12 protein-coding genes are annotated in these 12,432 nt (G+C 60.9%); 6 read left to right on the top strand and 6 right to left on the bottom strand.

Annotated features, from left to right (window positions below; genetic code table 11):
• Positions 1-190: 190 nt before the first annotated feature.
• From AC1DTN_RS10915 to AC1DTN_RS10900, 4 genes are all read right to left on the bottom strand, one after another.
• Positions 191-394 carry a hypothetical protein gene (locus AC1DTN_RS10915; protein ID WP_477920883.1) on the bottom strand — a complete coding sequence of 68 codons (204 nt, stop codon included), beginning with the start codon at positions 392-394 and terminating at the stop codon, positions 191-193.
• A 116-nt stretch (positions 395-510) separates the two neighbouring features.
• Positions 511-678 (bottom strand): hypothetical protein, encoded by a 168-nt coding sequence (locus AC1DTN_RS10910; protein WP_007817848.1) that lies wholly within the window; start codon positions 676-678, stop codon positions 511-513.
• Between the two features lie 215 nt (positions 679-893).
• Positions 894-2,795 carry a potassium transporter Kup gene (locus AC1DTN_RS10905; protein ID WP_477920881.1) on the bottom strand — a complete coding sequence of 634 codons (1,902 nt, stop codon included), beginning with the start codon at positions 2,793-2,795 and terminating at the stop codon, positions 894-896.
• A 126-nt stretch (positions 2,796-2,921) separates the two neighbouring features.
• A complete protein-coding gene (locus AC1DTN_RS10900) occupies positions 2,922-4,226 on the bottom strand; it encodes a hemolysin family protein (RefSeq protein ID WP_113323311.1) in 1,305 nt (434 codons plus the stop codon).
• A gap of 289 nt (positions 4,227-4,515) precedes the next feature.
• Here AC1DTN_RS10900 and AC1DTN_RS10895 point away from each other — a divergent pair, with 289 nt between their 5' ends.
• From AC1DTN_RS10895 to AC1DTN_RS10880, 4 genes are all read left to right on the top strand, one after another.
• A complete protein-coding gene (locus AC1DTN_RS10895; protein ID WP_477920879.1) occupies positions 4,516-5,922 on the top strand; it encodes a peptidoglycan L,D-endopeptidase MepK in 1,407 nt (468 codons plus the stop codon).
• A 109-nt stretch (positions 5,923-6,031) separates the two neighbouring features.
• Entirely contained in the window at positions 6,032-6,931 is a 900-nt protein-coding gene (locus AC1DTN_RS10890; RefSeq protein ID WP_439015841.1) for a LysR family transcriptional regulator, read from the top strand.
• Positions 6,932-7,005: 74 nt separating this feature from the next.
• The gene (locus AC1DTN_RS10885) at positions 7,006-7,698 is read left to right on the top strand and encodes a molybdate ABC transporter substrate-binding protein (RefSeq protein WP_477920877.1); all 693 of its coding nucleotides are present in this window, start codon (positions 7,006-7,008) and stop codon (positions 7,696-7,698) included.
• 190 nt (positions 7,699-7,888) lie between these two features.
• Entirely contained in the window at positions 7,889-8,044 is a 156-nt protein-coding gene (locus AC1DTN_RS10880) for an entericidin domain-containing protein (protein ID WP_113321818.1), read from the top strand.
• Positions 8,045-8,050: 6 nt separating this feature from the next.
• Here AC1DTN_RS10880 and AC1DTN_RS10875 read toward each other — a convergent pair whose 3' ends face one another.
• Both AC1DTN_RS10875 and AC1DTN_RS10870 read right to left on the bottom strand, forming a co-directional pair.
• A complete protein-coding gene (locus AC1DTN_RS10875) occupies positions 8,051-8,401 on the bottom strand; it encodes a hypothetical protein (protein WP_439015839.1) in 351 nt (116 codons plus the stop codon).
• 33 nt (positions 8,402-8,434) lie between these two features.
• The gene (locus AC1DTN_RS10870) at positions 8,435-9,433 is read right to left on the bottom strand and encodes a glycine betaine ABC transporter substrate-binding protein (RefSeq protein WP_439015838.1); all 999 of its coding nucleotides are present in this window, start codon (positions 9,431-9,433) and stop codon (positions 8,435-8,437) included.
• A gap of 662 nt (positions 9,434-10,095) precedes the next feature.
• Here AC1DTN_RS10870 and AC1DTN_RS10865 point away from each other — a divergent pair.
• Complete coding sequence (locus AC1DTN_RS10865) at positions 10,096-11,550, top strand: cobyric acid synthase (protein WP_477920875.1); 1,455 nt, start codon at positions 10,096-10,098, stop codon at positions 11,548-11,550.
• Between the two features lie 106 nt (positions 11,551-11,656).
• On the top strand, positions 11,657-12,427 hold the full coding sequence (locus AC1DTN_RS10860; RefSeq protein WP_477920874.1) for an SDR family oxidoreductase: 771 nt from the start codon (positions 11,657-11,659) through the stop codon (positions 12,425-12,427).
• The last annotated feature ends 5 nt before the right edge of the window (positions 12,428-12,432 follow it).

Raw genomic sequence — 12,432 nt, 5'->3', positions numbered from 1 at the left:
GACATCTTCAGTGATTTGCGGCGCGAGCGATGCAAAAGGCGTCGCTGCGGGGGCGTAGTCCTGCGAAATTCACCGGGGGAAAGGCAGGCGGCGGATATGAAAAAGGCGGTGCTGCTTGGGACAGGCACCGCCTTTAGCTTGGGAGGTATGTCGCATTCATTGCATGATATTGCATTCATGAGCCCTGTCTTTAGTGAGCTCTGTCCTTGCCGGTCTCATCGGCGCTCGGCCAGCCGATATCCTTGCGGATGTCGAGAGGCATGGATTCGATCTGACGTTCCGTCTGCCACCGGCGCCATGCGCGCACGAGCTTGTCGGCATAGGAGCCGAGCGAGGAATGTCTGTTATAGGACGACAGGCCCTTGCCGCCATCTCTGTAGGTCATAGAGGTCATTGCCGTTTCCTTTCCTTGCGAGATACGGGATTGCCGTATCCTTGAAGTGAAATATGCGCTCGCGGCACTCATCATTCAAACGAATAGATTTCATGGGTACCATAAGCGATTTTGAACTATCGCTGCTGCTCGTCCAGGGCGGGCAGGGCGCAAATATCGGCCGCAAGATGCGGCGGATAATGCTTCATTTCCTGCCTGATCCGTTCGCGTACCGCCACCCGAAACATGCGCGCGCGAAACGCGAAGAAAGCCTGGAGGATGTTGAAGCCTAATGTCTGCGACATGATCGGCCTCCTTTTCTTCAGCCTCATCGTCACAACTAAAATATAGGTGCTGAGGCTGGTTCAAACAAATGAAATGAACTGGGCCTTAGGTTCAGAGAAATTGAAAGATGAGGCGCGCGTAGAATGGCTGTGACGGGCTGCCTCCGGCAGCGCTTCGTGCCTGTCGGGCGACATATAAACGGGTGGACGGGCGTGGACGATCCACGCAGAAGCGGTTAGATGACCATCTGCTCTCCGAGCTCCACAACGCGGTTGCTGGGGAGCTGGAAATAGTCCGAAGGGTCGATGGCGAAGCCGGCCATGGCGATGAAGAGCCGGTCCTGCCAGGCAGGAAGGCCGGTATTCGGATCGCCGACGAGCTTGCGCCTGCCGACGTAGAACGAGGTCGACATGATCTCGAAATCGAAGCCCGCCTTGCGGCAGAGCGGCAGGGCCTTGGAGACGTCCTGATCCTCCATGAAGCCGAACAGGAGCTGGATCTTGATGAAGCGCTCCGACAGCCTTTCGATCGTCACCCGATCCGTTTCCGGCACATAGGGGCGCGGAGCGGTCTTCACATTGAGGATGACGTTGCGGGCGTGAAGAATGCGATTGTGCTTCAGATTGTGCAGGAGTACGCCGGGCGTCATATCGGGAAGGCTAGTCAGGAAGATCGCGGTGCCCGGAACCTGGGCGGGAGCGTGATCCGACTTCCGCTCGATCGACGCCAGAAACTGCATCAGGGGTATGTCGTTGCTGGCGGACTTCTGGCGTACCAGCAGGGTTCCCTTCTTCCAGGTCCACATCATAACCATCAGCGCGCCGGCGATCAGGACCGGGACATAGCCGCCGTCGTGGATTTTCAGGAGATTCGCGCCGAGGAAGATGCTTTCGAGGACGAGGAGCGGCAGGAGTGCCGCCAGTGCCGTGAGCACGTTCCATCCCCATACGACACGGAGAAACTGGAAGGACAGGATCGTCGTGACGACCATCGCACCCGTGACCGAAATTCCGTAGGCCGTGGCAAGGGCCTCGGAGGAACCGAATGCGAAGATCAGGGCAAGCACACCAATGAGAAGCGCCATGTTGACAGCCGGGACATAGATCTGGCCGGTGTTGGAGGCGGAGGTGAAGCAGATCTCCAGCCGCGGAAGGAATCCGAGGTGGATCGCCTGGCGGGCGAGAGAGAACGCCCCGGTAATGACCGCTTGGCTGGCGATGATGGTGGCTGCGGTGGCAAGGATGACTACCGGAAGGATCGCCCATTCCGGAAACATTAGAAAGAACGGATCAGACGCAGCCTGCGGGTTGGCAAGCACAAGCGCGCCCTGACCGAGATAGTTGAGGAGGAGGGACGGGAAGACCACTGCGAACCAGGCAACCTGGATCGGCTTCCTGCCAAAATGGCCGAGGTCGGCATAGAGCGCTTCCGCGCCCGTCACGGTCAGGAAGACGGCGCCGAGGACCACGAGGCCAATGAGGCCTGCATGGGTGATGAAGTCGAAGGCGTAGAGCGGATTGAGCGCTTCGAAGATCGCCGGATCGTCGGCGATGTGGGCGAGTCCGCCAAGGCCCATCACGAGAAACCACAGCAGCGTTATCGGACCGAAAAGCTTTGACACGGATGCGGTGCCGACTGACTGGACGAAAAACAGGAGCAGCATGATCGCGATGGCGATCGGCAGGATGTAGGGGGTGAAGACCGGTGTCACGAGCTTCAGACCTTCGAGCGCCGACAGTACCGACAAGGCAGGCGTGATCATCGCGTCACCGATGAAGAGTGCTGCGCCGATAATGCCTGCGAAAAAGAAGATGGTCGCGTGCCGGCTGGTCTTCTTCATGAGAAGGGCCAGCAGGGAAAGAGTTCCGCCTTCGCCCTCATTGTCCGCCCTCAGAAGAAACAGCACGTATTTGAACGTGACGATGATCGTCAGCGTCCAGATCATCAGCGAGATCAGCCCGATGACCTCGTTTGGGGTGACGCCGTCATGGGTGAAGGGCCGAAGTGCTTCGCGGAAGGCATAGAGCGGGCTCGTTCCGATATCGCCATACACCACTCCGACCGCCCCGAGCAGGAGAGCCGCAAACTTTTGCTGGCCTGCATGAGACCGGTCTGCGTCGTGGGTGGTGGCGGACATGGACATTCCCTGATTGTCGTTTGGAATGAAGGATATAGGGCGTAGGCCCGAGAATGGCACGTCAGGCAGCGAGCAGAGGGCGCAAGGGCCGTCAGGCCGCTCGCATCCCGGCGCTGATCGTACCGATCAGTTCTCCGCCCGTGCCTCGTCCTTCGTCAGCGCGCTGACGAGGAGCTTGTCGACGCGTCGCCCGTCGAGGTCGATCACCTCGAATTTCCAGTCGTTCTTGATGAAGGTCTCCCCAAGCTCGGGCAGATGCTTCAGTTCTTCGAGAACGAGACCGGCGACGGTCTGATATTCGACGTCTTCATCAACGGGGAAGTTCATGAATTCCGAGAATTCGTCGATCGGCGTCCATCCGGAAACCAGGTAGGAGCCATCCTCGCGTCGTTTGATCGCCGGTTCCTCGCCGGAGGCCGCGTCGCCGAAGACGCCCATGATCGATTCGAGGATGTCGCCTGACGTGATCACACCCTCGAAGTGGCCGTATTCGTCAAACACCAGAACCATATGCTGCGAGGACTTGCGGATGGATTCGATCACCGAGGAGGCGGGAGCGAGGTCCGAGATGATCGGAACATCGTGTACCAGCGTCATGATGTCGACCGTCCGGTTGGCTTCAAGGGCGTCGTAGTAATCCTTGACGGCTAGAACGCCGAGAACCTCGTCGGAACTGCCCTTGCGGGCCGGCAGTCGCGTTCGCGAGGTCGTCTGGATGGTCTTGCGGATCTCCTCGGCGGAATCTTCGATATCGACCAGCTCGACGTCGCGCCGCGGCGTCATGAGCGCACGTGCCGTCCTGTCTGCAAGACGCATGACGCCGGTGATCATGGCGGACTCGCCTATTTCGATTACGCCAGCGCTCTGGGCTTCGGCGAGAACCGTCTTGATCTCCTCGTCGGTGACGCCATCGGCGTTCTTTCCGGACTGGCCGAGCAGGGCGAGGACGAGTTTGCCCGAGCCGTCGAGCAGCCAGACGAGCGGCAGAGCCGCCTTCGACAGGTAGGTCATGGTCGGAGCGACCCTGGCGGCGACGGCTTCCGGCGCGCGAAGGGCCATCTGCTTGGGCACCAGTTCGCCGATGATGAGGGAGAGATAGGTGATCGCTACGACGACCGTACCGACGCCAAGCCCGTCCGCCCAGGCATCGGGAAGCCCCTGCGCCAGCAGCCAGGTGGAGAATCGCGCGCCGAGCGTCGCACCCGAGAAGGCACCTGATAGTACGCCGACGAGGGTGATGCCGATCTGAACCGTCGACAGGAAACGGCCGGGATTCTCCGCGAGCCGCAGAGCCAGTCGCGCTCCTCTGCTTCCCTGATCTGCCATAACCCTGAGGCGTGCCGGGCGGGCGGAGACGATCGCGAGCTCCGACATCGCCAGGACGCCGTTGAGAATGGTGAGGAGGACGACGATGGCTATTTCGGTATACAAACTTTGGCCTGTTTCGATGACAATGATCCGTCGAAACTATGCGATCTCGCCTCGCTTTGCGAGGGTTCCCGTCAAAGATCATGGCGCTTGGCAAGATAATTATGGCGGGAGTTCTCGCAGCCAGCGCAACTGGAGAGCCGCAAGACGGCATCTCCTTGAAACGGCGCCTCATGTAGTCCGCAGCTCATAAACCCCCTCTTAAGGATCTATTGACCATAATGAAGGCTTAACGCCGCCCACGTGTGCGGTGCCTGTGATGTTTTCGTGTCTCGCGCCAAGGACGAAGTCTGTGTCCCTTCATCAAGCCATCGCCGCCATTCCGACGACCGCGTCTGCGTGGTTTTTGTCTGTCGTCGCTCATCGCATGGCGATCGCCGCGGCCTTCGTTTTTGCTGTCATGGCGGGATCGGGCGAGGCAGCGGCTGAGGACAGGGCGCTGAAACTCTACTTCACGCATACGGGCGAGCGGGCGACGATCGTCTTCAAGCGCAACGGCAAGTTCGACCAGCGCGGCCTCAACCAGATCAACCGCTTCCTGCGCGACTGGCGGCGCAACGAGCCGGCCAGGATGGACCCGCGGCTGCTCGACCTCGTCTGGGAAGTCTATCGCAAGAGCGGGGCGAAGGAGGCGATCCACGTCGTTTCGGCCTATCGCTCGCCGGCGACCAACAACATGCTGCGCAACCGTTCGCGCAATACCGGTGTCGCCAAGCGCAGCCAGCACATGCTCGGCAAGGCGATGGATTTCTACATCCCCGGGGTCAAGCTTGCGACGCTGCGCGCGCTTGCCATGCAGATGCAGGTCGGCGGGGTCGGGTATTACCCGACATCGGGTTCGCCCTTCGTGCATCTCGATGTCGGCAACGTGCGCGCCTGGCCGCGCATGTCGCGCCAGGAACTGGCGCGGCTGTTTCCTGACGGACGCACGATCCACCTGCCGGCGGACGGACGACCGCTGCCGGGCTATCAGGTGGCGCTTGCCGAGCGCAAGAAGGGTATCCGCTCGGCATCGATCGAGATTGCCGCAGGTGAAGATGAGGATGACGATACGCCTGTAGCGCCAAAGGCAGCGGCATCGGCCCTGCTGACGGCACGCGCAGCAGCACCCGTGAAGGCACCTGATCCCGTCGTGACCGGAAGCCTTGTCACCGCCATGCTGCCGACGCCGCAGAGGCGGGCCGAGATCGGACTGGCGCCGCAGCTTGCCAAGCCGGAGGACAAGGCGGTCGCCGACCGGGCCTTTGCCGATCTTGCCTCACTGACCGTTCCGCTGCCGATGCTGCGGCCTGTTGAAATCGAGGCCGTGGAAAGCGAGACGCCCGCACCTGCGCCGGCGGTTGCGCCGGTGTTGGCATCCGTCCAGCCGGCCCCGGCCGATTTCACGCGGTTCGTCGTCGGTCGCAAGCCTGCCAATACGTCAGGTATCGCCGACCGGCTGACCCATCCCGCACCGACGGCCGAGCAGATCGCGGTGTTGCCGGTCTCCGCGTCGGAGCATGTCTCGGGTGGCGTCGGAGAAATGTCCGCACGAGCGCTGATTGCCTGGGCAGTGCGATCACCGGAAACGTCAGTTGAACTCACGGCGCCTGCCATGATCGGCAACACCTATCCTAAGGGTGTCGGCGAGGGCCGGGCGGTTGCTTCAGGTGCGGCTGGAACCAGCTTCAAGACCAGCCGTTTCGGTACCGAGGGTTGAACTCAAATAGGCTCGATGGTGGTTGCCCTACAAAAATAGGGGGCAGATTGACTTTCAATCAAATGGAATGATAATCCTTGGTCATTCAGAAAAATTGAAAGATGTGACGATGACAATCCCGTTTCGCCGTCCCATTCCTCTGCTCGACAATGACGTGCTGCGCACCTTCGTGGCCATTGCAGAGACCGGTAATTTTTCGACTGCGGCCGAAACCGTGTTCCGCACGCCGTCGGCCGTTTCCATGCAGATCAAGAAGCTCGAAGAGCAGCTTGGCGTGACGCTGTTTCGCCGCGATGCGCGCTCGGTGACGCTGACGCAGCATGGTGAAATGCTGCTGTCTTACGCGCGCAACATCCTGGCGCTCTCCAACGAGGCGGTGTCGCGCTTCATCATGCCCGAGCTCAGCGGCGTGGTGCGGCTCGGCGCGCCCGAGGATATCGGCGAGCGGCTGCTGCCGCAGATCCTGAAGAGCTTTGCGCAGATCTATCCAGGCATCATGGTCGATGTGACGATCGACATGAGCATCGGCCTGAAGAAGCGGATGGAGGAACAGCGCCTCGATCTTGCGCTCATCAACTGCGCCACGCGGCCTTTCCCGACCAATGGTGAGGTCGTCTATCGCGAGCGCCTCGTCTGGGCGGGCGCCAAATGCGGCTCGGCGCACCGGCGCGATCCGCTGCCGATCTCTATCTGGGAAGACGGCTGCATCTGGCGGCAGGAGGCGATCACCCAGCTCGAGCGCAACAAGCGGCCCTATCGCGTCGCCTATCTCAGCGCCCACACGATGGCGCAGCGCGCCGCCGTGGTCTCCGATCTCGCCATCGCGCCGCTGCCGCTCTCCTATGTCAGCGAGGATATGGCTATCCTCGGCATCCAGGAAGGGCTGCCGGAACTGGGGTCTTTCGACATCCAGCTTTTGACTGCATCGCAGATGACAGGGCCGATCGAGACGGTGGCCGACAGCATTCGCGCATCCTTCGCCGAAAGATCGAAAGCGGCGGCTGCCTGATTGGCTCAGAGCGATATGGAATGATCGCGTAGACGCGGAATGCTTAGATACCACCTTACAAGGACGGTCAGGCCATGGATCAGCAAATCCGGCTTTTTGGCGCTGTTGCGGTCCGACCCGCCGTCCTTGCCGTCGTCTCCCGGTTCGAAACGATCTCAGGATTCAAGGTCGCGGTCAGGTGGGAGCTCAATCCGACCGTAAGGAAGCAGATTGAAGCGGGTGAACCTTTTGATCTCGTCATCACCAATCCTGATCTGATTGAGGAACTCACCGCCCTCGGGAAGGTCAAGGCGGGAAGCCAGGCCGCGTTCGGTCGGATAGCAATGGGAGTGGCGGCAAAAGAAGGCAGCCGACCGCTCGAGATTGGCTCCGTGGACGCATTCAAACACGCCTTGAAGAATGCCGGGTCAATCGCCTATGCCAGTGACGGCACCAGCGGTGGCTACTTCTCCGGTTTGCTGGATCGGTTGGGAATAGCCGAAGAGGTGAAGCCCAAGCTGGTGCCGGTAGCAGGAGGGCAGACGGCGGCAGCTGTCGGCCGCGGGGAGGCCGAGCTGGGCGTCGTTCCCGTGACGTCTATCCTCGCCGCCGCTCCCGAGGTTATGCTCGTCGGCAAGTTTCCGGCAGAACTCCAGAGCTACATCGACTTTGCCGTTGGCATCAGCGCCAATTCAACGGGTGCTGATGCTGTCGGGCAGCTGTCAGCGTTTCTGATGTCGGCAGCCATTGACGACATCCTGGCGGCAAAGGGCGTCGAGCGCAGCTGAATATGTGCTTGATAGGCAGCGATTGGCGCGGGCTATCGCCCCTGGTTGCTGAATCGCGTTTGACGATCTCGAAGATGTTGGCCTTCTCCGGAGAAAGGCTCTTAGCCGGTGAACTTTTCGCTCACGAATGCGTTATCCCGCCCGGACGGCTTCAGCCGTTCGGGGTTGATTTCACAAAAGGATTTCGCACATGACGACCACGGGTAAAATCGCATCCGCCTTGATGATCCTTCTTACGCTTTCTTCTTGCGCCAACACGATCCGTGGCGTGGGCAGGGATACGGCAAATGCCGTCAATGCCACGCAGGATGCCGGCCGCAGTGTCGATCGCGCAGCGAAGAGATAGTTACTTTCAGATTTTTGAAGTCGGATAGGCTTTTTCGAGGCCGCCGGATCGGGTCAGCCCGGTCCGGAATGCGGCATAGGCCGGGTGCTGGCTGGAGCGCGCCGCTTCCATGAGCCTGATCTGCAGCCGGTCGGGTGCAGCTTCGCCGATCCATTTGCCGAGGGTTTCAAGCTTCAGCGAGTTGAGAAGGCGCGCGGAGGAGGCGATGTCGAGATGCCGATAGAGACCCGCGAGCAGGTTATCGTCCTGCGCCGGATTTTCCATGAGCAGCGACAGGTAGGATTTGTCGGTTTCCGAGAGCGCCGCGAGTTTTTCCGCGACGGTATCGCGATCGGGGAAGGGCACCGTGCCAGTCATAACGAATCGTCCAGTCCTTGTTGTCAGCAAGGTTTATAGACTGGCCTTGACCTTCTCGGCTACATCGGCCGGAACCCAGCGGCTCCAGAGCTCCTCATAATTCTGCAGGAAATAGAGGGCCGCATTCTCGTTGTCCTCGCCATTTTCATCCTGCCAGGCCAGCACCTGGCTGATGGTCTCGTTGTCCCAGCTGCGGGCGTTCAGATAGTTCATGACCGGGCCGGCGCGATCAGCGAAAGCCCTGGTCATCAGCGTGAAGGCCTGCGACACCGGATAGGCGTTCACCTTGGGATTGGCGCAACGGGGCACCGAGGTGCAGGCGTTCCATTCGGCCTCGTCGTGCGGCACACCGAAGCCCAGCTGTTTCATGTCGTATTTGCCGATGACTGATGTCGGCGCCCAGTAATAACCGAGCCAGCCGACCTTGTTTTCAAAGGCGCGGGCAATCGAACCGTCGAAATCCTTGGGTGTCCGGCTGTCGACCAGCGCAAAGCCGAGCTTGTCGGCATCGAGCGCTCTGAAGAGATTGCTGGTCGAGATCTCGCAGGCCCAGGCTTCCGGGCAATTATAGACTGCGGCGCGCGAGGGATCGTAGGTATCGGGAAAGAGTTCCGGATGCTTCAGCGCATCCTGCACGGAACGAATATCCGGGTTTGCGTCGGCGATGAATTTCGGAATGTACCAGCCTTCGACCGCTCCATCCGCAAGAATTTCGGCGCCCTTGACCAGACGCCCGGCGCTGATGGCGGCATCGAGCTGCGGCTTGACCGCCTTCACCCAGAATTCCGAGGCGATATCGGGCGTGCCGCTGCCATTCATGGAGGCGAAAGTCGGCAGCGTATCGCCATCCACGATGGTGACGGAGCAGCCGTAGCCCTTTTCCAGGATGAATTTATCGAAGCTCGCGGCAATGGCGGCGGAGCCCCATCTCATCTCGGCGATCGAGACCTTGCCGCATCCGGCAGCTTGCGCCTCCGCAATTCCGGCATAAAAGCAGACCGCAAGGATGAATGACGTGAAAAATGTCTTCATTATACGTTCCCCGAAATTTTTATGTGATCGAACGCGCATGCACCGAGGCAATTAGCCGACAAATCTCCCCGCCGCTTCAGGTGCCCACGGCCGGAATATGGCTCCACGCGGCTTTTCCTATGTGCGGCGCCGTTCGTCTGGTTTTCCGGCGGCTCGTCGCCGGCCATTTCTATCGATGGCTTAATATGAGCAAACCTACGGATTTGCTGCAAGAAATCAACTCTCTTTTCCGTGTTGTATCTGTAACTAAATTATTGAATTCGAAGAATTTATGCCGGCAGCTTCATGAAGCTGCGGCCCGGGGTGCGATTGGTGGAAATGCACGCTCGCGGCGAGGGGTGAAAGCGGTTCCAAGTGAGAGAAAGTCGGAAAAGTTCAAAAAAAGTCGAATTTTGTCTCCGGTTGGGTCTTCACTAACCATCCGGTAAGAATGTGCCGTTATCTGTTGTGACGCGGCGGGGGACATCCGCTGCTTTTCCGGATCAGGTACTGCGTCCCGGAAAAAGCGAGCTTCATTGCGTAATGATGAAGACGCCTGCGTTTTTACGGCAAACCGCGTAGGGCTCATGGCCTGATCGCGGTTTTCGCATTTCTGGCCCTCTGTTGACCTGATATCCGCCCGCATTGTAGGCCTGCCGGAAATACTTCACGGATAGGCGCCAATGACCAGAGCCATCATGCTGCAGGGAACCGGCTCGGATGTCGGCAAGACGGTGCTGGTGGCGGGGCTCTGCCGGCTGGCAGCCAATCGCGGCCTGACGGTGCGGCCGTTCAAGCCGCAGAATATGTCGAACAATGCGGCGGTTTCCGACGACGGCGGCGAGATCGGCCGGGCGCAATGGCTGCAGTCGCTCGCAGCACGCACACCGTCATCGGTGCATATGAACCCGGTGCTGCTCAAGCCGCAGTCGGAAAACGGCAGCCAGATCATCGTGCAGGGCAGGGTGTTCGGGCAGGCGAAGGGGCGCGACTATCAACAGCTGAAGCCGCAGCTTCTGGCCTCTGTGCTGGAGAGTTTCGGCAAGGTGTCCGAGGAAGCCGACCTCGTCATCGTCGAGGGGGCAGGGTCACCCGCCGAAATCAATCTCAGGGCCGGCGATATCGCCAATATGGGCTTTGCGACGCGGGCGAATGTCCCTGTCGTTCTCGTCGGCGATATCGATCGTGGCGGGGTCATCGCTTCGCTCGTCGGCACGCATGCGATCCTCAGCGAGGAAGATCGCAAGATGATCTCGGGTTACATCATCAACAAGTTCCGCGGCGATGTAAGCCTGTTCGACGACGGTATCCGTGCCATCGAAGGTTTCACCGGCTGGCCCTGCTTCGGCGTCGTGCCCTGGCTTAAGGCTGCCGGGCGGCTGCCCGCCGAGGATTCCGTCGTGCTGGAGCGGCTGGTGAAGGGCGAGCGGGGGGCGCTGAAGATCGCCGTGCCGGTGCTGCCGCGCATTGCCAATTTCGACGATTTCGATCCGCTACGGGCCGAGCCTGGCGTTGAGCTCGTCTTCGTGCGCGCCGGCGTGCGGCTGCCAGCAGATGCAGCGCTGATCATCCTGCCGGGCTCGAAATCGACCATATCGGATCTCGCCGATCTCAGGGTGCAGGGATGGGACCGCGACCTTGCCGCCCACGTGCGCCGCGGCGGCCGGGTGATCGGTATTTGCGGCGGCTACCAGATGCTCGGCCGCAAGGTGAATGATCCGCTCGGCATCGAGAGTACGACGACAGAGATCGAAGGGCTTGGCCTGCTTGATGTCGAGACGGAGATGGCGCCGGAGAAGACGGTACGCAACAGCTCCGCTCATTCGGCGGAATATGATGTGCCGCTGTCAGGCTATCAGATCCACCTCGGTGTCACGCGAGGGGCTGATTGCGAACGGCCGGCGGCGATCGTGGATGGATTGGCGGATGGTGCGGTTTCGGCCGACGGCCGGATCACGGGCACCTATCTGCACGGCCTCTTCGGCAGCGACGCCTACCGCGCCCGGCTGCTTCAAAGCTTTGGCCTCTCAGGCGAAGGCGGTAATTATCGCGAGAGCGTCGACCGTGCGCTCGACGAGGTCGCAGGTGGCCTGGAGCAACATCTCGACCCGCGCTGGCTTGCAGAGCTGCTCGGCTAGGCCGGATATGGCCTGCGTTCATCGACGATGCTCCGCTATTGCCAAATTAGTTGACTGAGTCCATTAATTATCGCTGCAACGCACCCAGTCGAGAGCGATAAAGATCATGAGCATACTGGATAGATTTTCACTGGCGGGCCAGGTGGCGCTCGTGACCGGTGGCGGCCGCGGCCTGGGCTTCGAGATGGCGCGCGCACTTGCCGAGGCCGGCGCGCATGTCATCGTCACCGGGCGCACGCCGGCGACGCTGGAAGATGCCGTGGGCACCATCCGCGCCGCTGGCGGGACGGCGCAGGCCGCCGCTTTCGACATCGCCGACCGAGAGGCCCAGCGCGGGCTGATGGCCGACATCGAAAAGACCCATGGCCGTCTCGATATCCTGATCAACAATGTCGGCGCCCGCGACAGGCGGCCGCTGGCGGAATTCGACGACGATGCCATCATCGAGCTGCTGCGCACCGATCTGGCCGCAGCGATAACGCTTTCGCGGGACGCAACCGTGCTGATGAAGCGGCGCAATTACGGCCGCCTGATCGCGGTGACCTCGATCAGCGGCCATGTCGTCATGCCCGGCGACTGCGTCTATCCGGCGGCCAAGCAGGGCCTGACCGGCCTGATGCGCGCCATGGCGGTTGAATTCGGGCCGCATGGCATCACCAGCAACGCGATTGCGCCCGGCTGGTTCGCCACCGAGACGAATGCGGCGATGGCTGCAAACGAGGAATTGATGCCCTTCGTGCGCCAGCGCATCCCGGTCCAACGCTGGGGCCGCCCGGACGAGATCGCCGGCGCGGCGCTGTTTCTTGCAAGCGGTGCCGCTTCCTTCGTCAACGGCCACGTACTGACCGTCGACGGCGGCATGACGGTCAGGATGTGAGCGGA

The sequence above is a fragment of the Rhizobium sp. 01T444 genome, from assembly GCF_056398305.1.
The sequence above is the reverse complement of the archived record's forward strand: the minus strand, read 5'-3'. Positions and strand labels throughout refer to the sequence as shown.

What these genes read in the sequence shown, in the direction of transcription:
- AC1DTN_RS10915 (WP_477920883.1), bottom strand. Translation starts at nt 394, where the DNA reads ATGACCTCTATGACCTACAGAGATGGCGGCAAGGGCCTGTCGTCCTAT.
- AC1DTN_RS10910 (WP_007817848.1), bottom strand. Translation starts at nt 678, where the DNA reads ATGTCGCAGACATTAGGCTTCAACATCCTCCAGGCTTTCTTCGCGTTT.
- AC1DTN_RS10905 (WP_477920881.1), bottom strand. Translation starts at nt 2,795, where the DNA reads ATGTCCGCCACCACCCACGACGCAGACCGGTCTCATGCAGGCCAGCAA.
- AC1DTN_RS10890 (WP_439015841.1), top strand. Translation starts at nt 6,032, where the DNA reads ATGACAATCCCGTTTCGCCGTCCCATTCCTCTGCTCGACAATGACGTG.
- AC1DTN_RS10885 (WP_477920877.1), top strand. Translation starts at nt 7,006, where the DNA reads ATGGATCAGCAAATCCGGCTTTTTGGCGCTGTTGCGGTCCGACCCGCC.
- AC1DTN_RS10880 (WP_113321818.1), top strand. Translation starts at nt 7,889, where the DNA reads ATGACGACCACGGGTAAAATCGCATCCGCCTTGATGATCCTTCTTACG.
- AC1DTN_RS10875 (WP_439015839.1), bottom strand. Translation starts at nt 8,401, where the DNA reads ATGACTGGCACGGTGCCCTTCCCCGATCGCGATACCGTCGCGGAAAAA.
- AC1DTN_RS10870 (WP_439015838.1), bottom strand. Translation starts at nt 9,433, where the DNA reads ATGAAGACATTTTTCACGTCATTCATCCTTGCGGTCTGCTTTTATGCC.
- AC1DTN_RS10865 (WP_477920875.1), top strand. Translation starts at nt 10,096, where the DNA reads ATGACCAGAGCCATCATGCTGCAGGGAACCGGCTCGGATGTCGGCAAG.
- AC1DTN_RS10860 (WP_477920874.1), top strand. Translation starts at nt 11,657, where the DNA reads ATGAGCATACTGGATAGATTTTCACTGGCGGGCCAGGTGGCGCTCGTG.